We start from the raw sequence: 21,613 nt of genomic DNA, 5'->3' as shown, positions 1-21,613 counted from the left end.
TAAACTCTTCGGGATAACGTTTACCGCTCATGGGCACCTCTCTTTAAGTCATCTTAAATGACTCCGAGGTGTCTGTTAAACCCGTGGCGATTCAGTAATGAAAAAAGCAGTGGCGACTATCAAAATCTGCGCAAGAAGCTGGAAAAAGTGGCGGAAAGAAAAGTCACGGTGCTTGCCAAGGGAGAGCTCAAGTTAGGTGAAGTCGCAAATGAATGGGACTTTGTTGAGTCTGAGGCTAATTTTTCCGCTCTTTTTAAAGGAGATTACAACCCTTACTTGTATGCTTCTTTTTTTCTCTACCACTGGGGGTTGTACATTTATTCGACAGGTGAATGCTTGAGCAGTGCGCGATTTATGATTCAGGCGTCAACATATGCCGGATATTGGAAGGGGGCAAGAGAACGTGATGAGTGGCTGCAGGCACAGGAGGTTGCCAAAAAAACTAAAATTGATAGTGGTAAAAAAGTAGGTGAGGGGAGAGCTGCCTACTCCAGCCTTTTGGCTGTTTGGTGCGATTGACCCTGTTGATACTGCTTTCCCTGAGTACATTACCTGGTGTGCCTTGATGGCACAGGGACATGAATCTGAGTCGTGAGCAAGGTGATGGAGTCAAGAAAGACGGCTGGATATGGCAACGACCGCCTACGTGTGTCAAACCGCACGCATGCGTGCAGGTTCAAATCTGGAAACCGGGCCGAGGATGCCTAGGATGTGGAAAAGTGGCGAATGCCAGTCCCTTAAGGAATAAACAGGGAGCGAACTTGGAACAGTGCGATTCGCGAAACGTGGGCGTGAGCATTGTATTTTGCTTGTCAATTATTTGCGTTAATGATTTTTTTCTCCCAGAATCAGTTGTTTAATATATCTCTTTAGTTAACCGCATTGAGAATGGATTGACGTCATCCAATTCTGTCAGATTGGCGACTGCAGAGATAAAAACCGAAATTTCTCTATTTAATAACGACGAGTTATTGATTCTCATGCAGAAAAAGTTACGCCTGAAGCAGGCAGATGATTATGACTATCGTGTTGCAACTCTGTACGCTGTTAAAGCTGTTATTGCCTATATGGACGGTATGGAGCAATGCCAGCGTATTGGCAACGAGCAGGGTGACGTAGATGAGTGGGATGATATCGTTTTACATGGAGCAGCAAATGTAACGATCCACTGCCAAGTGAAACGTCAGATGGGCAATTTTTCTGATGATGAGCCAATACGTGGTGTGAAAACGAGTGGCAAAAATAAGGGAGAATTAAAGAATCTTACTGCCCTCGACTCCGCGTTCGAAAAGTTGGCTAAACATTTCGCGAAGCCTGTTTCTGAACGCGGTGGTTCGAAGATATTCCGCTTGGCAATTCCGAATGCAAATATTCAGATTAAGAAAAATCTAACAATTGTGCACCTTCGAGCCGTCTGTACAGAGTGGAGCAAGGCTGGAGCTAACGTAGAGGGCTTTTCCAAGGCGGGGAACCCAACCGCAACAGTTCGAACTTGGTTGTCTTCCTGGTGTGATTTCTCAAGTGACGAGGCGATGTTTGAATGCTTGCGCGCTTTGGAAATAAGGGAGCATGGGGATGAGGAACGTGTTGATGGGGACTGCTGCAGTAGTCTCATTGATTGGTATTCATCTCCTGATGATGTCCGGCGTGAAGTTCGGGATTTTCTGGTAATGAATGCTTCCTCTGATCAGTCAATCACTCCCCGAATGATTGCTTGTCAGATTGAGCGGTACGTCCGCCCGCAAAAACGTGCTTGGGCGCGCTATAACATGGCGAGCCCACTTGAGTGGGAGATATCTGGCACGTTGTCGGGACACGGTACTGATATAGAGTTTCCAGAAACGGTGGTTGATCGGTTATGGGAGCCCTTAAGGGACCGTAGCTATGAACTACAATTTGGGCACAAATGTAATAGTGAGCCTTTTAGTCCCTTGCAGCTGTCGCTTATGCGACTTGCACTACATGTTGCTCAAGGTGTTGCTGTCTCTGCCTCTGGTGTTGATGGTTGGCATGCAATGGTAGCCCAAATCGTGCGCAGGACGCTTGGGCAGTCTGCGGACGAGCTCTCTGCACTGAGGTGGTCTAACTGGGGGGCTACTTCTACTCCTGCCGACCATAGAAAACTACGTAATACCTCGCTTATGGATGGAGAAGCTTCGCAGTTGAACATGCGAATGACCGCTTTGACTTGGAAATATGTGAATAATCGGGTGAGTGAAAAAATTTCCCGAGGTCAATCAAGCGAAGTACGCGATGCCGTAGAAGCCCTCTGGTGTGAATGGCAAGACGAAATAAATGCTGACACTATGCTCCAGCAAGAACTTCTAACAGATATGCTCTATGCCAAGAGCGAGGGTAGTTTCATTATCGGTGAACTGCGTTCGGGACTTCGTACTGTTATCTTGATTGCAGATGCACTCTTCATGCTTCTACATCTTGCGATTGCATTAGACACGAAGGACCGAAGTTGGCGAAAGTTTTGCGATGACTTTTCTGTAAGGGCGGTAGCGCTAATGTATTGGGCTGGTCCAAATCAGCAAACCGAGGACTTACGGAGATTTTTCGATGATGATGACAGATCTCAGAGAGCGGAGTTCCTAGGTAAAGAGACAGCGCGTGTGCTGGTGTTGCCACAAGCTCGTTCGTCGGTATCTGCTATCTACGGTAAGACACTGGCTGATGGTCGGGATGGAGGGGACAGCATCGCAGAGCCGCGCGCGCCAACATCGATTGTTACGGATTCACAGGAGTATAAGGATGCTCTTGGCCAGAAGACCATTGCGAGCTTAAAAGATTTTCTTGCTAAAGCGCTGCAAGGGCGCGAAGCACAGCGCGCGCTGCATATTAACATGCTTACGACGGAGAATCCTGATGCAGATTGAACATTGGATTGCTAGCTGGCGGGATTTTGCCAATCCCCGATTTAAATTCTGCGAACCAACCAGACAGTCGGCCGATTTGGAAAAACTGGCGGGCGAAGAATTTTTAGCCCGTGTCTTGTTGGTCCGTCGTACTGGCATTGAACATGGGGGTTTTCGCACCATTCTGGTAGCCCATGCGGAAACACTGCATGCCTCTGGCTCTGCACTGCGTTGGGCGGCAGATGTACGCGATGTTTTAGCTGAGCCCGCCACCGCAGATATCTATCTCTTTTTGGAGATCGCATCGGCATCTTTAGATGATTGTCTTAGGCTTGAGGCCGACGATCAATATTGCAGAAAGTATGTCAAGCGACCGAACGAAAGTGGAGAGGTGTTCTTGAGGCGTACTTTCCTTGCTGCACCAGTCGCCCCTAGGAGAGTGGGGGATATGGCAGACCCACTGTCAGCCTCACTTGTGCAAGCAGCCAAGCTACACAGTTGGTTTTCGCCCGAGGAGCAGGCACATTGGCGTCAGGCTTTAATGTCTGGCGTCACAGGCCAGGAACTTGCGGCACAAATCCTTGAGAATGTTTCCGGGGAAGACGCATGACGGTTTTGAAGAATATAACACTTAGCAACATCAGGAGATTCGCTGCGGACGTTACGGTCCCCATCTCTTCACAAGCGACGATATTTTTAGCTCCGAATGGTACTGGAAAAACAGCGTTGTTTGAGGCGATCGAATTGGCATTGACTGGCACTGTAGCCCGTCTTAATGAGGATATGTTCGCTCTTGTGCGGGAAGGTGCGCAGCGAGCAGAAGTTAACCTGGATTTCGGGGATTTTGAACACAGAGCTATCGTTACCACAGATGCGACGCCAGTATACTGGAGTGGGCGATCCCAATTGCATGGTAACGTCAATCAGGAAGACCTTGGGTACTTACTACGACTGACTCATTTGCTTGATCAACGCGATAAGCACTGGTTCACCCAAGAAGAATCATCAAGCGCTGGTGATCAGCTGACTAGGCTGCCGATTGGAAAGGATGCCCAATATGCTAGTGGTTTAATAACAGGCCTTAAGCAGGCTGTGACTAAAGTGCGGACGGAGCAGGAACGGAACACAGTCGATGCTCAGAACAAAGTTCAGATTTGGAATAACCTCTTGCAACAGCGTAACGAGGCGAAAGAGCGGGTCAGTGGAGAATTGCCCACGTTTGAGCAAATTGCTATAGCACTGCAATTATATTCTTCAGACCAGATAAGCGCAGATAATCTGGATAGTTTAGAAGCTGCTCAGGCCGTTTGCACGAGTAACATTCAGACGGAATTGCTGGGGCTGAGAGAAAAGTATGTTGCGCTGAAACAGATGAACGAGGTCTGTAGTGCATTTACATTAGCGGTGGATGCATCAAACCGACTAGCAGAATTGAAGTCTCTGCGTCAACAAGCCCATGAAGAAGCGCAGCGAATACGTGATGCGTCTGCGGTTAAAGTTACACAAGCTGCTGCTGCGCACATTGAAGCGGATCTTGAACTGAGGCGCGTCAGGGACGAGCTTATTAAGGTAGAGGAGCGGGAGCGGCTGCATCAAACCCTTCAAATCGAAAACGAAGCGTTGGAAAGAGAGCGCCAAGCATACGTTCAGTGCGTCTCAGTCCGCGCATCGACTGCTAGTACACTGAAAGAGGCGGAAGATGTTGAAGACGCCTATATACAGTGGACTGCCGTACGAGCCGATTGGCAAACCAAGGCAGCCGAGCTCGAAGTGGCTTCTCGCATGTGGTTTGAGTGGAGTGCCGATGCCGAGCAGATTCGAGTCATCGACGAGCAGATTAAAAGCTTCAACCAATCAATAGGAGATCAACAGCGAGTGCTCGGCGAAAAAGTGGCTGAGCATGAAATAGCTGTTAAGCGTGCGACTGAAGCAAGAGGGCGTCTGCACACCTTGCAACAATCCAGCGATAGTATCAGGGCCGCAGTGGCAGCAATCGCCGCAGATCTATCGGATAAACGAGGAGACTGTCCTGTTTGTGGGGTCGAGCACGGAGTGGCTGAGCTTAGGCGCCGAATTGACAACCAGTTGCAGGCGGTCGACCCAGTTTTGCGCAGCCTTGCAGAACATGAGCGCGAATGTCGGGATGCAGTTGCACAGTCTGAGCGGAATAAGGATGAAGCCACACAATTGCACGGTCAAAGCGTCGCCTTACGCGATCGCGCGATCAGTGACCGAGATTTTCTTCTGGGGCGAGTCGATTTAGTGCGCCAACTTCAAATCTTCGAGGAAGCGAATCTTGAGATCGCAAGCGAACGGCTGGCTGCACGACGTAAGGAACTCGACTTGGCTAAGGTGGCACTTGATGAGTTTTCACAGCAGCTAGCGCCACGCCACTCGGTTGAGGCGGTTACGCAATATCGCCAACATGCTCATCGCGCGGTTGAAAACGAAAACCAAACAGCGCAAACCTTACACCGTCGCGAAACGATAGTTTCAATGCTCCAGCAACAGTTTGAGGAGTTCTCATCACTAACAACACCGCCTCGCTCCCTAGAATTGATTAAAGAAGATGTGGCTAGGTTGGGGGAACTCGCAGATACTAAGCTATTTGAACGGCGGCAAGCCGAAGCACTCGTCGATGTCGGGGAAGCGAATCTGCGCCAATCTAAATCGCTTTTTGATAGTACGCATGTAGAGTGGCAATCCTACTTTAATCGGGTAGTGGAATGCCGTGAACGTTGGACATTACAACATCTTTCCGGTGAACCAGAACAGTCTATTTTGACCACAACGTTGGCTGATTGTGAGTTGGCAACGTCGCGCTTAGTCGGTTCACTCTCCGAGCTTGGTGAGATTAGACGGGATATCGCACGATTGCGCGGCTCCGTTGACTATCGGAAGTCGCAGGAAATCATCGACACCCAGCGGGGAGATCGTAGTGAGTTGGAACACGGTATTTATCTCATACAAAATCTTGACGCAGCATCAAATGAATTGAAGCGTATTGATGAAAGAAGATTGACGCTGGATACCTTCTCAACAGCTTTAACGAATGAAGTTGAGCAGATCCATACTCGCTTGCTTGATATCGAACCATTATGGCAATCGCTCCTTAGTCGAATTGTTCGCGAGCCAAGATTTAGTCAGACTGGCCTTCAATACCTTCGCCGCCGTAATAAACCTCATGCCCATGTACAGGTGCCTGTTGGAGAGCGTGAGGCACCGGCTTACAAAGTGGCCAGCGAAGCGCAGAAAGCGGACTTACAGCTTTCATTCCTATTATCAATGGCACAGGTTCATCGTTGGTCGCCCTGGAAAGCTTTACTGCTGGATGACCCAACGCAGCATCATGACTTGGTACATGCCTCAGCCGTGTTTGATGTGCTTCGCGACTATATTGTTGACTATGGGTTTCAAACGATTGTAACGACGCATGACCCTGTGCAAGCCCGATTCTTTGCTCGCAAGCTTTCAAATGATGGCGTGCAAGTACAACTAGTGACACTGGCTCCGGTTGGCGGAGGTGTTGGAGTACGGTCACTTTGAGCCGACTACGTTGTTGAAAATATAGCTCTGAACGAAGGGATCACTATATATGACTGGGGCGCAAATTAAAGCCACGCTCGGCAAGTGTGACAATGCTCATTCCGGCTACGATGACATGTCCAACGTGTTTAATTCGAACTTGTCCGCAACTGGATACGCATTCACGCTTTTAAACTGAACGCAGACATCGTGTTTTTATCAGCCCAGCCCAGCCCAAAACCCTGAGCTGGTCTTGGTTCACGTAAGTCATCCAACCAACCGCATTCCTTTTATCCCACTCTCAATCACACTTCCATTATCTGCTGTTTTCACAAAGTCAGCCCACCATTGCATCATTGGACGACGTTGCTCGAGATAATCGCTGCGGTTATATGCGCGGCGTACTTCGTTTTTGTCTACGTGTGCCAATGCTGCCTCAATAACATCAGGCGGAAAGCCTTGCTCATTTAGGGCCGTACTAGCAATAGATCGCAGACCGTGTGAAACAAGTACACCACCAAAACCTGCACGTTTTAGTGATGCGTTAACGGTTTGGCTATTCATGGGCTGGTTGGGCTTGATACGGCTAGGGAATATAAATTCTCGGTTGCCGCTTAACGGCTTCATCATTTCCAGAACAGCTAATGCCTCATCTGACAATGGAACAGTATGGTCGCGGTTCATTTTCATGCGTGCTGCAGGAATCTTCCACTCTCGCGCTTCTATGTCTACCTCTTCCCAGCGAGCTTCAGCAGCTTCGGCGGGGCGGGTAATAGTAAGAAGTTGCCACATGAATAGGCAGCGTGTGGAAAGGCTAATGCTGGCTGTTCGCATTGTCTGCATCAGTTGTGGTAGCTGATCCGGTCGAATGCTGGGCATGTTCTTTTTCTGAGGCTTCTCGAAGGCTTTACCGATATTAACGCTGGGAACAGCATCAATCAGCCCTGTGTTTTGGGCATAGATCATGACCTCATTAATGCGCTGGCACAGGCGACGAACGGTTTCCAGTGCTCCTCTGGCTTGAACCGGTTGGACGGCCTGAACCAGTGTGTGAGCTTTAATATCTGTAACGCTAATGTCGCCAATCGCAGGAAAAACATCTCTCTCAAGAGAGCGCCAGATATCCTCTGCGTAGTCTTCGGTCACACTGGCTTTCTTCACATTCCACCAACGTTCAGCCACGAGCTGGAAAGTATTGGTTTTAGCTTCAAGCGAACTACGAAGTTGTTCTTGCTGATGTTCCTGTGGATCGATTTGTTTCGCAAGGAGAGAGCGAGACTCTGCCCGATAGTTTCTGGCATCGGCAAGGGTAACTGACGGGTAGGGGCCTACGCTCTTCTTCGCACGTTTCTTGGTAACAGGTCGAATGTAGCGAAACTGCCAGATTTTACTCCCGCTGAATTTGATGAGTAGCTCAAGTCCATCACCATCATAGAGAACGTAGTCCGCTTCCTTGGGTTTAGCAGATTCGATTTCCTTCACGGATAGAGGTTTAGTTTGTCTTGCCATTGCCGGGTTTCCATAGTTTTAGGCACCTCAAAAACAATAATGCTTTATGAGGTGCCTAACAAGGTGCCTAAAAGGTTCGGATTTAATTAGTTGGCATCAGACTTCGCGGGACAAATTGCAGGCACAAAAAAGCCCGCAGGGCTTGCGCCGTGCGGGCTCTCAGGACTTCATCGGATGACTCTGGTAATCACCGATGGAGAATTTTGGTGGAGCTGGGGGGATTTGAACCCCCGTCCGAAATTACTACACCGTCGGCACTACATGCTTAGTCCAATCTTTACATTCGCCGGTTAGCTGCGGATGGACACGCCACTAACAAACTATCCTGATTGGGTTTAACGCTTTCACCCCAGGCAAGGTGTCCACGCGATCTCTTTTGGGTTTGACCTCTCTTGATCCCCGTCCTAAGAGCGGAGGCTAGGGAGAGAGGGCTCTAAGCAGGGTATTAAGCTGCTAGGGCGTAGTTTTCGTCGTTTGCGACTATTTTTTTGCGGCTTTTTACGAGGCCAACCGCCCCTCGGCATGCTCCTTGGGCTTCGCAAATCCCGTCGAATCCAGAATCAGCCCCAAGTACTATTTAGCAGTATATCAGAAAAACTGTATGTTAAGCCAGAGACTTAGCGGTTTGAGTTCTTCATGATACGTGCTTTGTCTACTTTCCATTCACGATCTTTAATGTCATCGCGCTTGTCGTGCTCTTTCTTACCTTTTGCCAGGCCGATTTTCACTTTCGACCAGGCATTTTTCCAGTACATAGAAAGCGCGACGACGGTGTAACCATCGCGTGTCACTTTACCGAACAGCGTTTCTAACTCACGTTTGTTCAGCAGTAATTTTCTTGTGCGGGTCGGATCACAAACCACATGACTTGACGCCACGTTGAGAGGTTGAATGGTTGCGCCGAATAAAAAGGCTTCACCGTCGCGGAATGTGACATAGCTGTCAGTGATGTTTGCTTTTCCAGCGCGCATCGATTTGACTTCCCATCCCTGCAAAGCAAGCCCCGCCTCGATCTCATCTTCGATGAAGTATTCATGGCGAGCGCGTTTGTTCATCGCGATAGTCGCGGAACCGGGTTTATGTGCTTTTTTCTTTGTCATAGTGACACTTATTATACTGTAAGCGATGCCGAATGAAATCCCCACGCGGTCAGAGTCAGATGTTTTTCCTGTTTGTGGCGCGCTATGCTTCGTAGTTTTTATTACCGCGCAGATAAATGGTATTATCTGTACGTTTTATGACTCCTGGAAAATGATATGCCACAGATAAGTCGTTCTGCGCTTGTGCCGTTCAGCGTGGAACAGATGTACACCCTGGTTAATGATGTCGATGCTTACCCGCAATTTCTGCCCGGTTGTACCGGCAGTCGGATTTTAGAAAACAGTGACACGTCGATGACAGCCGCTGTCGATGTTTCTAAAGCTGGCATCAGTAAAACGTTTACCACGAAAAATACGCTGATAAGCAATAAACGTATTGATATGCAGCTGGTTGATGGCCCTTTCCGGAAGCTAACCGGCGGATGGGATTTCATCGAACTGAGCCCTGAAGCCTGCAAAGTTCAGCTCAGTCTGGATTTCGAATTTACGAATAAGCTGATTGAGCTCGCGTTCGGTAAAATCTTCAAAGAGCTGGCAGGAAGCATGGTTCAGGCGTTCACTTTACGTGCAAAAGAGGTCTACAGTGCCTGAAATCCGCGTTGAAGTGGTCTATGCGTTGCCAGAACGTCAGTATCTGCGAACCGTCAAACTGGAAGAAGGCAGCAATGTTGAACAGGCGGTTATTGCTTCAGGCTTGCTTGAACTGCGTCAGGACATTGATTTAAAGAAGAACAAGCTGGGGATTTACAGCCGGCCCGTAAAATTGGTGGACACGGTGAGCGACGGTGATCGGATTGAAATTTACCGGCCGCTGATTGCGGATCCGAAAGAGCTGCGGCGTATTCGTGCCGAACGTTCAAAAAAATAAGGCGCCTGAGGCGCCTTATTTTTTTACCCTGAAAGATGATTTTTGGTAGCTACCAACGACCATCACACCCGGGCGATTTATTGCTGATCGTTCAACTTCGGTTTGTTATCGATGTTGGTCAGCTCGCCACCCTGGTTGAAGGTCAGCGTTAATGTTTGCTGAGTTATACCTTCATGACCTGGCTCCTGACGGAACACGTAATACCAAACATCACTGCCAAACGGGTCGTGCAACATCGGCGTGCCAAGAACATAAGCAACTTGTTGCTTAGTCATGCCGGTATGAATTTTTTGTACATCAGCAGGAGACAAGTAGTTCCCCTGATTGATGTCAGGCCGATAAACCACCTTTTCCAGAGTGGAACAGCCCGCAGTAAGCATTAGAAGAGCTACAGCGGCGGCAGTTAGCGTTTTACAGCGCATAGTCATTACATTCCTTTAGGGCATAAGATGCCGATGATAATAGACCTTTCATCAGTTTGAAACCTTTGCGGGGCACCTGTATGACCGCTTAAATGTAAAAAAGTTGAGCTTTTTACGCTGCGAGCAACTCTTTTGCATTGGCTAACGTGTTTCGGGTGACTTCACTTCCGCCCAGCAAGCGTGCCAGTTCCTGCAAACGCGCCTTCTTATCAAGACGATTCATTTGGGTTTCTGTCACTTCGCCGTCGGTTTCCTTGCTGACAAAATAATGCTGATGACCACATCCTGCAACCTGAGGTAGGTGAGTTACGCACATTACTTGTGTCGATTCACCCAATTGGCGTAACAGGCGGCCGACAATTGCGGCAGTTGGTCCGCTGATACCGACGTCCACTTCATCAAAGATCAGTGCCGGAGTTTCCATTTTTTGTGCAGTAATGACCTGAATCGCCAACGCGATACGCGACAGCTCACCGCCGGATGCCACTTTAGCCAGCGCCTGAAGAGGCTGGCCCGGGTTAGTCGTAACCTGGAATTCCAGGCGATCCGCACCTTCGATGCTTAGATGTTCAGGTTCGAACTGAACCTGAATTTTAAATTTACCGTGCGGCATGGACAGTGCCTGCATACTTTGCGTGATCAGTTGAGTTAATTCATCAGCAAAATACTGGCGTTTTTCGTGAAGTTGTTCGGCAATGGTCACGGCCTTCTGATAATGACGTTGTACCGCTTCGCTAAGCTCGGCCTGATTCGTTTCCTGCTCATCCAGTGCCTTTTGTTCTTCCAGTAACTGACGATGCAATTCTGGCAGCTCTTCAGCGCTGACATGATGCTTACGTGCGAGGTTCATCTGGCGGGACAGGCGCTGTTCCAGTTCGTACAAGCGGTTCGGATCCATATCCAGACGTTCGCTGTAATGACGCAGTTCGTCGCTGGCTTCGCTAACCTGAATCGAGGCCTCATCCAGCATAATGATCAGCTCGTTCATTTTGCTGTCGAGTTCAGCCAGTTCAGTTAACTGATTACGGGCGGTGTAGAGCATGCTGACAATATTCTGTTCTTCACCATCGGCCAGCAAATACAGAGCACTCTGGCTGAGAGACAACAGCTGTCCGCTGTTTGCCAGACGCTTATATTCTTCATCAATTTGCTCGTATTCACCCGGCTGAGGGGAAAACTCATTGAGCTCTTTTAACTGGTATTGCAGGAGCTGGCGGCGTGATTCACGCTCATTCATCTGCTGCTGATATTGTGCCAGCTGGCGGCAGCTTTGGTGCCAGTTCTGGTAAGCGGTGCGCATTTCTGCCAGTAACAAAGGCTGGTCTGAATATGCATCGAGCAGGTCTTTCTGATGCTCAGGTTTGAGCAGAAGCTGATGGGCGTGCTGGCCGTGAATCTGAATAAGATGCTGGCCCAGTTCGCGCAGTTGGGACAACGGCACAGGCGTTCCGTTGATAAAGCCACGTGAGCGACCATCGCTGCTGATCGTGCGGCGCAGCAGGCAATCATGCCCTTCATCCAGCTGATTATCGGCCAGCCAGTGTTTTGCGGAAGGTGTATCGGCAAGGGTGAAACGAGCGCAAATATCTGCACGGCTTGCGCCAAGGCGAACCATGCTGCCATCGGCGCGGTTGCCTAGGCAAAGGCCCAGTGCGTCAATAGCAATGGATTTACCTGCACCGGTTTCGCCGGTGATTGCCGTCATACCGGCATGAAAATCGATTTCTAATTCACGGACAATGGCAAAGTTACTGATAGTTAATTGCGCCAGCATGATCACCTTCCTGTACATAACAACAGACCTGTAATTACATACAGTATAAACTGGTTTTATATACAGTAAAGGGGCTGGCGAACTATTTTTTATCAAATCAGAAGAGTTTTTTTGACCATCCGAGTTTGGTGCTTAATGTATTGAAATAACTGTAATCCTTTGGATGGATTAAGTTTAGATGGAATTCACTTCGGCGGATCACCACTTCTTCACCCGGCTGGATGGGAAGGGCGATCTGGCTGTCACAGCTGATTTCCAGATCATTGCTCATATGTGAAAAACGCAGACAAATGGTGCTGCTGCTATTGATGACCAGCGGGCGCGCGGAAAGCGTGTGCGGGAACATTGGCACCAGCGCGATAGCTTCAAGCGTCGGTGTAAGGATAGGGCCGCCACCTGAAAGAGAATAGGCGGTAGAACCGGTCGGGGTTGAAATAATCAAACCGTCGGAGCGTTGAGAGAAGGCGAATTTGTCGTCAATATAGACTTCAAATTCAATCATGTGCGCGACTTTCCCCGGATGGAGAACGACTTCATTAATGGCCGTGCTCACGCGACATTGCTGGTCTTTGCAGCGTACCATGGCCTCCAGCAGGAAACGCTGTTCGCTGATGTATTCGCCCTGCAGAACATCATCGAGTTGCTGAAGGGCGTTATCCGGATCAAGATCGGTCAGAAAACCGAGATTACCGCGGTTAATGCCGATGACTTTGATGTCATAGCGTGCCAGAACGCGCGCGGCGCCCAGCATATTACCGTCACCGCCAACTACAACGGCAAGATCGGCCAGTTTGCCAATCTCCGCCAGGCTGCCGGTTTGTGCGCCTTCCAGGGCTAAATCCTGTGCCACCTGCCGTTCAACGACGACCTGATAACCTTTTGAGATTAACCAATGGTAAAGCATTTCATGGGTGGCAAGTGCCGAAGGATGGCGTGGGTGCCCGACGATCCCAATGCACTCAAATTTTTTATTCATCGCTGTGGTTATCCTCAGCAGGGTGTGATGACACCTGCATTATGACCGGTTTCATTCAAAACCAAACCTTGAAACCCCGGTTTTGATCCCCATAATAAGCCAACTAGCAAGATTAATGCTAAAACGCGGAGAGATTCATGAGTAGTAAAGAACATAAGACACCTGACGAGCAAGTCTCTGAAGAACTGAATCAGGAACAAGAGCTGCATGCGGAAGCGGAAACTCAGGCGGCAGATGTCGTTGACCCGCGCGATGAACGTATTGCTGAACTGGAAGCACAACTGAAAGAACTCCAGCAGCGTGAGCGTGACAGCCTGCTGCGTGCCAAAGCGGAAGTGGAAAACATCCGTCGCCGTACTGAGCAAGATATCGAGAAAGCGCATAAATTCGCTCTGGAGAAATTCTCCGGTGAGCTGCTGCCAGTTATCGATAATCTGGAACGTGCACTGGATCTGGCTGATAAATCCAATTCAGAGCTGGCAGGTTTGATTGAAGGTGTCGAGCTGACCCTGAAATCTCTGCTGGATGCTGTGCGCAAATTCGGTATGGAAGTGGTGAGCGATATCCACGTGCCTTTCAATCCGGAACTGCATCAGGCGATGACGATGATGGAATCAGAAGAGCTGGAACCTAATCACGTGATGATGGTGATGCAGAAGGGTTACACTCTGAACGGCCGTCTGTTACGCCCTGCAATGGTTGCGGTTTCTAAAGCCAAAGCCTGATTCTGTTTTTCACAGACTGATATGACGAAAGAGGCACCTTCGCGGGTGCCTCTTTTTTATGCCTGTTCGGGTAATACTGGTACCCAGTCAATCGGTGCCAGACCTTGTTGTTCCAGTAAAGCATTCGCCTGCGAGAAGTGCTTACATCCCAGAAAACCGCGATGTGCCGAAAGCGGAGAAGGGTGCGGCGCTTTCAAAACATGGTGGCGGTTGCGGTCAATAATGTTGCCTTTCTTTTGTGCATGAGAGCCCCAAAGCAAGAAAACAATCCCTTCACGGTTTTCGTTAAGCGCGGCTATGACTTTGTCGGTGAAGGTTTCCCAGCCCAGTTTGGCATGGGAATGCGCCTGACCGCCTTCAACGGTCAACACCGTGTTCAGCAGCATTACGCCCTGATCGGCCCAGCTTTGCAGATAGCCGTGAGACGGTCGTTCGAAGCCGGGAATATCAGTGGCCAGTTCTTTGTACATGTTCACTAAAGAAGGCGGAGCAGGGATCCCGGGGCGTACGGAAAAAGATAAACCATGAGCCTGATTGGGACCGTGGTAAGGATCCTGACCCAGGATCACCACCTTGACGTCTGCCAGCTCAGTGGAGCGGAAGGCGTTAAACACATCCTGCTGTGGCGGATATATAGTTTTGCCCGCTGCGCGTTCAGCTGCGACAAACTTCAAGGTATCAACGAAATAGGGCTGTTCTTTTTCCTGACCAATCACGTCATGCCAGGTGAGAGTAGTGGACATTGACGCTCTCCTTTTGAGGGTAATTTTAAACTGGCAGTAGCTTACCTGCTCATCCTGCTGAGTGAAACCCGCGTGAGCTTTTACCGATGTTTATCTGCAACTTAACGTTCTATGCAAAATTTGTTGATAATTTACAAAAATAATTTAACCGGCCATCTTGGAAAAATTGATATAAAACATAAATATGCTGAGGGTATGAAATACCCACACGGAAAAGATTGATATTTATCAAAGAATGCGGGGTGCTCTGCTGTTATATCTGACAACAGGAAAACAGGTTGTGGTCCGGCCTGACATCAATCATTTAACAGTATCGTAGCCAACTTGGAGGCAACATATGATCACCGGGATCCAAATTACTAAAACTGACAACGAAGCGCTGAAAAACTCTTTCTGGCTGCTCGACGATGAAAAAGCTGAAGCGCGTTGTGTATGTGCTAAAGCGGGTTTTGCGGAAGACCAGATCGTAGCTGTCAGCGATCTTGGCAAATTCGAATACCGTGAAGTGCCAATGGAAGTTCAGCCAACCGTGCGCGTGGAAGGCGGCCAGCACCTGAATGTTAACGTACTGCGCCGTGAAACTCTGGAAGATGCAGTGAAACATCCTGAAAAATACCCACAGCTGACTATTCGTGTGTCTGGCTATGCGGTACGTTTCAACTCACTGACTGCTGAACAGCAGCGTGACGTCATTACCCGTACCTTCACTGAAAGCCTGTAATCGCTGCTGAGCCTTTCAGGTTCCTGTGATTGACGGATATAAAAAAACCGCCTTTCGGGGCGGTTTTTCTTTGCATCAAATCAGGCTTTATTTGGATGCGTCTTTCGCAGCGTCAGGTTTAACGCGGCGCTTACCAACGTTTTTACTGTCACGATGGCGAACTTTCACTTTCACCTTTGATTTTTCCTGATCCGCTTTCTGCTTCTCTTTGCGTTTCGCCAGCACTTTCTTCGAGGGTTTACCGGTGACTTTTTCGCTAGGTGCTTTGGTCTTAGGACGGAAGCCTTCGAGCACGCGTGCTTTCAGCGGTTCGTTCAGGTAACGACCGATTTTACCGAGCAGCAGATGGTCATGCGCTTCCACGAAGGAGATCGCGGTGCCTTTGCGGCCAGCACGACCGGTACGGCCGATACGGTGCAAATAGATATCAGCGGTCAGCGGCAGGTCAAAGTTAAAGACGTGGCTGATGTCGTTAATATCCAGACCGCGGGCAGCAATATCGGTGGCAACCAGCACGTTAACGCGATCTTCGACCATACGTTTCACGGCTTCGGTACGTTTAACCTGTACCATTTCGCCTTCCAGGTAGCAGGAGTTAATCCCTGCCTCACGCAGCCAGGCAACCAGCTCATGCACACGCTCACGCTTACGCACGAAGATCACTGATTTAGTGACGTCTTCCTGTTTCAGCAAATGGATGAGCATCTGGGTTTTATGCGCCAGATCGTCAGCACGGTAATACCATTGCAGGATTTTTTTGCGTTCGCGGCGTGACGGATCGGCTTCAATTTCTACCGGTTCAGTCAGAATGCGTTCTGCGAATTCACGGATGGCTTCCCCTTCCAGCGTTGCGGAGAACAGCAACGTCTGTTTACGCCAGCGTGCTTCGGCAGAAATCGTTTCGATATCCTGAGCAAAACCCATGTCCAGCATGCGGTCGGCTTCGTCTAGGATCAGCGTTTCAATTGCACGGCAATCAAAGTTTTCTTCTTTGATGTATTGCAGCAAACGGCCGGTCGTCGCAACGACGATATCCTGGTTTTCGCTGAACACTTCGGCGTGGTTCATATATGCCACACCGCCGGTGATCGTCGCGATATCCAGATCGGTATGTTTTGCCAGCTCACGCGCCTGTTCAGCAACCTGCATGGCAAGTTCACGTGTTGGCGTGAGGATCAGAATACGGGGAGGACCAGATTTCTTACGCGGGAAATCCAGCAAATGCTGCAAGGCTGGCAACAGGAATGCCGCGGTTTTGCCGGTGCCGGTAGGAGCCGAACCCAACACATCGCGTCCGTCCATTGCTGGCGGAATTGCCTCTGCCTGTATGACAGTCGGGCGGCTATAGCCTTTGTCGCCTAAGGCGTCAATCAGGCGTTCATCGAGTTCGAGTTCGGAAAAAGTGGTTACAGTCATGGTCTACCTCTACTTGGGGCGCCGATTATAGACGTGTTAGACGCGATCTTCACCTATTTAAGCGGTTTACGTGCCTTTTCCTCCACATCTCTTTACCCTATGCTACGACAGTTTTCGTTCAGAGGCCTGATGGCCGGCGTAATTACGGTGAAATGAGTGGCAAAAGAAGTCAGTTCGGCCCGGCCTTTGCGGCGCAACGGGTTTACCTTTAAACAGTTTTTTGTCGCGCATGACCGCTGCGCGATGAAAGTTGGTACCGATGGTGTTCTACTGGGCGCGACGGCTCCCGTCAGCGGGGCTAAACGCATTCTGGATATCGGCTGCGGCAGCGGCCTTATTGCCATAATGCTGGCTCAGCGCAGTGACCCTCAAACCGCTATTGATGCCGTTGAACTCGAACCTGCCGCTGCTGAACAAGCTGCGGAAAATTTTGGCGAATCTATCTGGGCACAACGACTGTCTGTATTCGCGCAGGATATTAATGATTACGCACGGCAGCATCCGGCTGAGTATGATCTGATTGTCAGCAATCCGCCTTATTTTGAATCGGCGGTAGCCTGCCGAGATGAAGCGCGAAATGCGGCCCGTTATACCGAAACCCTCACACACGCATCGCTGCTTGAATGCGCCGGAAAGCTGATTACGCCGCAAGGATTATTCAGTGTTGTGCTGCCTTATGACATTGGCCTGGCATTTGAAACGCTGGCGCATCAGCAGGGCTGGTTCAGCGCATGGCGGATGGCCGTGCGCGATCGTCCGGGAAAACCCCTTAACCGCCTGTTACTGACGTTATCGAAGCAGCCCGTTGAGAGAGAGGAAGTAGAACTGGATTTACGGAAATCTGAAGGTATTTACAGCGAAGCGTTCTGCGCGCTGATTGCGGATTTTTATCTGAATTACTGACGGATTTTGTATCTTTTAAAGTGCGTTCCTTCGCACTTTTTAGCGACTAAGGCTGCAAGATTGTCGGCTGAGGGTTTTCCTCTAAATCGGGATAATCTAGCGTGAAGTGCAGCCCGCGGCTTTCTTTACGTTCCAGTGCGCTGCGGACGATGAGTTCAGCCACCAGTACCAGATTTCTCAATTCCAGCAGATTATTAGAAATACGGAAGTTGGCGTAATACTCGTCAATTTCCTGTTGCAGCGTCATGATGCGACGCAGGGCACGCTCAAGGCGTTTGGTCGTGCGCACAATTCCCACGTAGTCCCACATAAACAGGCGCAGTTCATGCCAGTTATGCTGGATAACCACCTGCTCATCGGAATTGTCCACCCGGCTTTCATCCCATTGCGGAATGTTTTTCGCCAGTTTTGCGTGAGGCAGGCGCTTAATGATGTCCTCCGCCGCAGACCAGCCATACACCACACATTCCAGCAGTGAGTTAGACGCCAGGCGGTTTGCGCCATGCAGACCGGTGTAGCTGACTTCGCCAATCGCATACAAACCGTCGAGATCGGTACGCCCGTGCTGATCCACCATGACACCGCCGCAGGTGTAATGCGCAGCAGGTACAATCGGAATTGGCTGTTTGGTCAGGTCGATGCCCAGTGTTTGCAGCTTTTCATCAATCATTGGGAAATGATGCTTGATGAATTCCGGCGGACGATGGCTGATATCAAGATACATGCAGTCCGCGCCAAGACGCTTCATTTCATGGTCGATTGCCCGAGCCACTACATCACGCGGTGCCAGTTCGCCACGTGCATCGAAATCAGGCATAAATCGTGAGCCGTCAGGGCGTTTGAGCAGAGCACCTTCGCCACGCAAAGCTTCAGTCAGCAGGAAGTTACGCGCCTGCGGGTGATACAGGCAGGTCGGATGAAACTGATTAAATTCCAGATTGGCCACACGACAGCCTGCACGCCACGCCATCGCCACGCCATCACCGGAAGAGATATCCGGATTCGTGGTGTACTGATAGACCTTCGCTGCACCGCCAGTGGCCAGCACAACCGCTTTGGCCCGCAGTGTTTCCACGTGCTCTTTATCACGGTTCCAGACATAAGCACCGACGACGCGTTGTGTGCCCGGTAATCCGAGTTTGCTTGAAGTAATTAAATCAACCGCATTATAGCGTTCTTTAACGCAAATATTGGCGTGCGCCCTTGCTTTCCCAACCAGCGTAGTCTCTACTTCTTTACCTGTAGCATCAGCAGCATGCAGGATCCTACGGTGGCTGTGACCGCCCTCGCGCGTCAGATGATAACGCTCTTCTGAACTCGCGTTAGTTTCGGTATCAAACAGCACGCCCTGGTCGATCAACCACTGGACACAATGACGTGCGTTGCTGGCGATAAATTCCACCGCTTCTTTATCGCACAAACCTGCGCCGGCAACTAATGTGTCATCAACGTGTGAGGCAATGCTGTCTGTTTCGTCGAAAACGGCGGCGATCCCGCCCTGTGCGTAAAACGTTGAGCCTTCGTTGAGCGGGCCCTTACTGAGAACAGTGACGTGACAGTGGTCTGCAAGTCGCAAAGCCAGAGAAAGGCCCGCAGCGCCACTTCCGATTATCAATACATCGCTAACAAATTCAGATGAAGGTTGCATAACGTATGATGTTTGCAGAAGAAGAGGGAAATTCATGTTAGCCTAAACCTCCGTGAAAAAGCCACGGGCATGAGACTTCAATAGAAAAAACAATGGCGATGTGGAACTTTATGTTTCATGTGAACTCCAAGCAGTACTTGCTCAGGAATATAATGATGAAAGCTGGCAGTACGACTTTAAGCGCGGAGATGGTTTTGGGGAGATTTTACCTCGGATGAGCGAGCAGTTAGCCGATCAAGTTCTGGTTGAGCGGGTCCAGAAGGGTGATCAAAAATCGTTCAATTTACTGGTTGTTCGTTACCAGCATAAGGTAGCGAGCCTTGTATCCCGCTATGTGCCACAGGGCGATGTGCCTGACGTGGTTCAGGAATCTTTTATTAAAGCGTATCGCGCGCTGGAATCTTTCCGCGGCGACAGTGCTTTTTATACCTGGTTGTACCGTATTGCAGTCAACACAGCGAAAAATTATCTGGTTGCTCAGGGACGACGTCCGCCTTCAAGTGACGTCGACGCAAATGAAGCCGAAAACTTCGAAAGTGGTGGTGCCCTGAAAGAAATTTCGAACCCAGAGAACTTGATGTTGTCTGAAGAGTTACGACAGATAGTTTTCCGTACTATTGAAGCGCTTCCTGAAGATCTTCGCATGGCGATTACCTTGAGGGAGTTGGATGGGCTGAGCTATGAAGAAATAGCTGCCATCATGGATTGTCCGGTGGGTACGGTCAGATCCCGTATATTCCGTGCCCGGGAAGCAATTGATAACAAAGTTCAACCGCTCATCCAGCGTTAGAGATGACGGACACAGGAAGGGTACTTAGGCATGCAGAAAGAAAAGCTTTCCGCTCTGATGGATGGTGAAGCGATTGATTCAGAACTGTTAAGTTCTTTATCAACGGATAATAAGCTTCAGCAAAGCTGGCAGAGTTATCATTTGATCCGCGATACCTTACGCGGTGATATTGGGAATGTAGTGCATCTGGATATCGCAGACCGTGTGGCCGCAGCGCTGGCAAACGAGCCGGTTAAACTGGTGCCGGGTTCTGCTACAGAATCGCAGCCTCAGCCTCATACCTGGCAGAAAATGCCTTTCTGGCACAAAGTTCGTCCTTGGGCGAGCCAGCTGACCCAGATTGGTGTGGCCGCGTGTGTGTCTCTGGCCGTGATTGTGGGTGTGCAGCACTACAATCAGCCTGACGCAACGGGTGCTTCTCCGGAAACTCCTGCGTTCAATACGTTGCCTATGATGGGTAAAGCTTCTCCGGTGAGCTTCGGCGTGCCAAATGAAGGCAATACCACCAGCGGGCAACAAAATGTGCAGGAGCAACGTAAACGCATCAATGCTATGTTGCAGGATTACGAACTGCAGCGCCGCTTGCACTCTGAGCAGCTTCAGCTCGAACCGATCACGCCACAGCAAGCTGCTGTTCAGGTCCCCGGAACTCAGTCTTTAGGAACGCAAACGCAGTAATGAAGCAATTTTGGTTTGCCGTTTGTTTAGCGACGGGCAGCCTGCTTTCTTCAAGTATCGCCTCGGCAGAACCGACTTCCGAGGCGTTATTACAAGAAATGGGTAAAGCCAGCCAGTCGCTGAATTATGAAATGGGTTTTATCAACATCACGAAGCAGGGGATTGACTCCTTTCGCTATCGTCATGCTGTCTCGAAGGAAGTCTTACTCGCTCAGCTGGTTCTGATGGATGGGCCGCGCCGTGAAATTGTCCAGCGTGGAAAAGACATCAGCTACTTTGAGACCGGGTTACAGCCTTTCACTCTGGATGGCGATCATATCGTTGATTCCCTTCCTTCCATCGTTTTCAGTGATTTCTCCCTGCTTTCAAAATACTACGACTTTATTGCCGTAGGTCGCGCCCGTGCTGCCGATCGCCTGAGTCAGGTTATCCGCGTTGTTTCGCGGGATGGTACGCGTTTCAGCTATGTCATCTGGGTGGACGAGCAGACGAAATTGCCTATGCGTGTTGATCTGTTAGACAGAGACGGTGAAACACTGGAGCAGTTCCGTGTCATCAGTTTTGATGATGGAAAGCAAGCCATTGGCATGCTGGCTGATTTGGAAAAAGCAAGTTTACCGCCTGTGCTTTCTTTACCTGCTTCCGAGCAGGCGAAATTTAGCTGGCAGGTGAAATGGCTTCCGGCGGGTGTCACGGAAGTGGCAAGCAGTCGCAGAAACTTGCCAAATATGCCCGTCACGATAGAATCACGTCTGTATACTGATGGATTATTCAGTTTCTCCGTCAATATCAGCTCTACGACCAGCGGGCCCTCTGAGCAGTTAATCAGGCAGGGGCGCAGAACGGTGCAGACAGAAATTCGCAACGGCAATGAAATTACCGTTGTCGGAGAATTGCCACCTTCAACAGCCAAACGTATTGCTGACAGTATCGTCTTCTCCGCAAAATGACTTT

Annotated in this window: 20 protein-coding genes and 1 other RNA gene; 12 read left to right on the top strand and 9 right to left on the bottom strand. The window is 49.8% G+C overall.

What is annotated here, in order from left to right:
• The first annotated feature begins 147 nt into the window (after positions 1-147).
• The 4 genes from M2403_RS05210 to M2403_RS05195 all read left to right on the top strand — a co-directional run bounded on the left by M2403_RS05210 (position 148) and on the right by M2403_RS05195 (position 6,407).
• A complete protein-coding gene (locus tag M2403_RS05210; RefSeq protein ID WP_259228641.1) occupies positions 148-519 on the top strand; it encodes a hypothetical protein in 372 nt (123 codons plus the stop codon).
• Between the two features lie 374 nt (positions 520-893).
• The gene (locus M2403_RS05205; RefSeq protein ID WP_259228640.1) at positions 894-2,882 is read left to right on the top strand and encodes an ABC-three component system protein; all 1,989 of its coding nucleotides are present in this window, start codon (positions 894-896) and stop codon (positions 2,880-2,882) included.
• Positions 2,872-3,471 (top strand): ABC-three component system middle component 1, encoded by a 600-nt coding sequence (locus M2403_RS05200; RefSeq protein ID WP_259228639.1) that lies wholly within the window; start codon positions 2,872-2,874, stop codon positions 3,469-3,471. The genes M2403_RS05205 and M2403_RS05200 overlap by 11 nt, the downstream gene beginning before the upstream one ends.
• Complete coding sequence (locus M2403_RS05195) at positions 3,468-6,407, top strand: AAA family ATPase (RefSeq protein WP_259228638.1); 2,940 nt, start codon at positions 3,468-3,470, stop codon at positions 6,405-6,407. The genes M2403_RS05200 and M2403_RS05195 overlap by 4 nt, the downstream gene beginning before the upstream one ends.
• A gap of 246 nt (positions 6,408-6,653) precedes the next feature.
• Here M2403_RS05195 and M2403_RS05190 read toward each other — a convergent pair whose 3' ends face one another.
• The 3 genes from M2403_RS05190 to smpB all read right to left on the bottom strand — a co-directional run bounded on the left by M2403_RS05190 (position 6,654) and on the right by smpB (position 8,995).
• Positions 6,654-7,895 carry an integrase gene (locus M2403_RS05190; protein WP_259228637.1) on the bottom strand — a complete coding sequence of 414 codons (1,242 nt, stop codon included), beginning with the start codon at positions 7,893-7,895 and terminating at the stop codon, positions 6,654-6,656.
• Positions 7,896-8,099: 204 nt separating this feature from the next.
• Positions 8,100-8,463: a transfer-messenger RNA gene (ssrA, locus tag M2403_RS05185) on the bottom strand.
• Between the two features lie 49 nt (positions 8,464-8,512).
• Positions 8,513-8,995, bottom strand: coding sequence for an SsrA-binding protein SmpB (gene smpB / locus M2403_RS05180; RefSeq protein WP_101075405.1), 483 nt, complete (start codon positions 8,993-8,995; stop codon positions 8,513-8,515).
• 156 nt (positions 8,996-9,151) lie between these two features.
• Here smpB and M2403_RS05175 point away from each other — a divergent pair, with 156 nt between their 5' ends.
• Positions 9,152-9,586, top strand: a complete 435-nt coding sequence (locus M2403_RS05175) for a type II toxin-antitoxin system RatA family toxin (RefSeq protein ID WP_152327803.1) — start codon at positions 9,152-9,154, stop codon at positions 9,584-9,586.
• Entirely contained in the window at positions 9,579-9,863 is a 285-nt protein-coding gene (locus M2403_RS05170) for an RnfH family protein (RefSeq protein ID WP_165059232.1), read from the top strand. Before M2403_RS05175 ends, M2403_RS05170 begins: the two co-directional genes overlap by 8 nt.
• A 77-nt stretch (positions 9,864-9,940) precedes the next feature.
• Here M2403_RS05170 and bamE read toward each other — a convergent pair whose 3' ends face one another.
• The 3 genes from bamE to nadK all read right to left on the bottom strand — a co-directional run bounded on the left by bamE (position 9,941) and on the right by nadK (position 13,035).
• On the bottom strand, positions 9,941-10,285 hold the full coding sequence (gene bamE / locus M2403_RS05165) for an outer membrane protein assembly factor BamE (protein WP_152327805.1): 345 nt from the start codon (positions 10,283-10,285) through the stop codon (positions 9,941-9,943).
• Between the two features lie 112 nt (positions 10,286-10,397).
• Positions 10,398-12,059, bottom strand: coding sequence for a DNA repair protein RecN (recN, locus tag M2403_RS05160; protein WP_217153998.1), 1,662 nt, complete (start codon positions 12,057-12,059; stop codon positions 10,398-10,400).
• A 97-nt stretch (positions 12,060-12,156) separates the two neighbouring features.
• The gene (gene nadK / locus M2403_RS05155) at positions 12,157-13,035 is read right to left on the bottom strand and encodes an NAD(+) kinase (RefSeq protein WP_104923140.1); all 879 of its coding nucleotides are present in this window, start codon (positions 13,033-13,035) and stop codon (positions 12,157-12,159) included.
• Positions 13,036-13,172: 137 nt separating this feature from the next.
• On the opposite strand from nadK, the gene grpE reads away from it, so the two are divergent.
• Positions 13,173-13,760, top strand: a complete 588-nt coding sequence (gene grpE / locus M2403_RS05150; RefSeq protein WP_152327807.1) for a nucleotide exchange factor GrpE — start codon at positions 13,173-13,175, stop codon at positions 13,758-13,760.
• Between the two features lie 56 nt (positions 13,761-13,816).
• Here grpE and ung read toward each other — a convergent pair whose 3' ends face one another.
• Entirely contained in the window at positions 13,817-14,503 is a 687-nt protein-coding gene (ung, locus tag M2403_RS05145; RefSeq protein ID WP_259228636.1) for a uracil-DNA glycosylase, read from the bottom strand.
• A gap of 337 nt (positions 14,504-14,840) precedes the next feature.
• On the opposite strand from ung, the gene grcA reads away from it, so the two are divergent.
• A complete protein-coding gene (gene grcA / locus M2403_RS05140; RefSeq protein WP_112288177.1) occupies positions 14,841-15,224 on the top strand; it encodes an autonomous glycyl radical cofactor GrcA in 384 nt (127 codons plus the stop codon).
• Between the two features lie 87 nt (positions 15,225-15,311).
• Here grcA and srmB read toward each other — a convergent pair whose 3' ends face one another.
• Positions 15,312-16,640 (bottom strand): ATP-dependent RNA helicase SrmB, encoded by a 1,329-nt coding sequence (srmB, locus tag M2403_RS05135; protein ID WP_095924878.1) that lies wholly within the window; start codon positions 16,638-16,640, stop codon positions 15,312-15,314.
• A gap of 156 nt (positions 16,641-16,796) precedes the next feature.
• Between srmB and M2403_RS05130 the strand changes: the two genes are divergently transcribed.
• Positions 16,797-17,543 (top strand): tRNA(1)(Val) (adenine(37)-N(6))-methyltransferase TrmN, encoded by a 747-nt coding sequence (locus M2403_RS05130; protein WP_405047807.1) that lies wholly within the window; start codon positions 16,797-16,799, stop codon positions 17,541-17,543.
• 46 nt (positions 17,544-17,589) lie between these two features.
• Here the strand turns inward: M2403_RS05130 and nadB are convergent, their stop codons facing one another.
• Positions 17,590-19,191 (bottom strand): L-aspartate oxidase, encoded by a 1,602-nt coding sequence (nadB, locus tag M2403_RS05125; protein WP_206738866.1) that lies wholly within the window; start codon positions 19,189-19,191, stop codon positions 17,590-17,592.
• A gap of 214 nt (positions 19,192-19,405) precedes the next feature.
• On the opposite strand from nadB, the gene rpoE reads away from it, so the two are divergent.
• Genes rpoE through rseB form a run of 3 tightly spaced genes read left to right on the top strand, consistent with a single transcriptional unit; the run spans position 19,406 to position 21,609 of the window.
• Complete coding sequence (gene rpoE, locus M2403_RS05120) at positions 19,406-19,981, top strand: RNA polymerase sigma factor RpoE (protein WP_101075416.1); 576 nt, start codon at positions 19,406-19,408, stop codon at positions 19,979-19,981.
• Positions 19,982-20,011: 30 nt separating this feature from the next.
• Positions 20,012-20,659 carry an anti-sigma-E factor RseA gene (gene rseA / locus M2403_RS05115; protein WP_152327811.1) on the top strand — a complete coding sequence of 216 codons (648 nt, stop codon included), beginning with the start codon at positions 20,012-20,014 and terminating at the stop codon, positions 20,657-20,659.
• Entirely contained in the window at positions 20,659-21,609 is a 951-nt protein-coding gene (gene rseB / locus M2403_RS05110; RefSeq protein WP_152327812.1) for a sigma-E factor regulatory protein RseB, read from the top strand. The genes rseA and rseB overlap by 1 nt, the downstream gene beginning before the upstream one ends.
• Positions 21,610-21,613 lie beyond the last annotated feature (4 nt).

The sequence above is a fragment of the Rahnella sp. BIGb0603 genome, from assembly GCF_024808755.1.
In the GTDB taxonomy this organism is placed as follows: Bacteria; Pseudomonadota; Gammaproteobacteria; order Enterobacterales; family Enterobacteriaceae; genus Rahnella; species Rahnella contaminans.
Note: the sequence above shows the minus strand (reverse complement) of the source record. Positions and strands in the feature narration are given on the sequence as shown.

Excerpts from the sequence above, each read along its gene's own strand:
- M2403_RS05200 (WP_259228639.1), top strand. The coding sequence starts at position 2,872 with ATGCAGATTGAACATTGGATTGCTAGCTGGCGGGATTTTGCCAATCCC.
- M2403_RS05195 (WP_259228638.1), top strand. The coding sequence starts at position 3,468 with ATGACGGTTTTGAAGAATATAACACTTAGCAACATCAGGAGATTCGCT.
- M2403_RS05190 (WP_259228637.1), bottom strand. The coding sequence starts at position 7,895 with ATGGCAAGACAAACTAAACCTCTATCCGTGAAGGAAATCGAATCTGCT.
- smpB (WP_101075405.1), bottom strand. The coding sequence starts at position 8,995 with ATGACAAAGAAAAAAGCACATAAACCCGGTTCCGCGACTATCGCGATG.
- M2403_RS05175 (WP_152327803.1), top strand. The coding sequence starts at position 9,152 with ATGCCACAGATAAGTCGTTCTGCGCTTGTGCCGTTCAGCGTGGAACAG.
- bamE (WP_152327805.1), bottom strand. The coding sequence starts at position 10,285 with ATGCGCTGTAAAACGCTAACTGCCGCCGCTGTAGCTCTTCTAATGCTT.
- recN (WP_217153998.1), bottom strand. The coding sequence starts at position 12,059 with ATGCTGGCGCAATTAACTATCAGTAACTTTGCCATTGTCCGTGAATTA.
- nadK (WP_104923140.1), bottom strand. The coding sequence starts at position 13,035 with ATGAATAAAAAATTTGAGTGCATTGGGATCGTCGGGCACCCACGCCAT.
- grpE (WP_152327807.1), top strand. The coding sequence starts at position 13,173 with ATGAGTAGTAAAGAACATAAGACACCTGACGAGCAAGTCTCTGAAGAA.
- ung (WP_259228636.1), bottom strand. The coding sequence starts at position 14,503 with ATGTCCACTACTCTCACCTGGCATGACGTGATTGGTCAGGAAAAAGAA.
- grcA (WP_112288177.1), top strand. The coding sequence starts at position 14,841 with ATGATCACCGGGATCCAAATTACTAAAACTGACAACGAAGCGCTGAAA.
- srmB (WP_095924878.1), bottom strand. The coding sequence starts at position 16,640 with ATGACTGTAACCACTTTTTCCGAACTCGAACTCGATGAACGCCTGATT.
- nadB (WP_206738866.1), bottom strand. The coding sequence starts at position 19,191 with ATGCAACCTTCATCTGAATTTGTTAGCGATGTATTGATAATCGGAAGT.
- rpoE (WP_101075416.1), top strand. The coding sequence starts at position 19,406 with ATGAGCGAGCAGTTAGCCGATCAAGTTCTGGTTGAGCGGGTCCAGAAG.
- rseA (WP_152327811.1), top strand. The coding sequence starts at position 20,012 with ATGCAGAAAGAAAAGCTTTCCGCTCTGATGGATGGTGAAGCGATTGAT.
- rseB (WP_152327812.1), top strand. The coding sequence starts at position 20,659 with ATGAAGCAATTTTGGTTTGCCGTTTGTTTAGCGACGGGCAGCCTGCTT.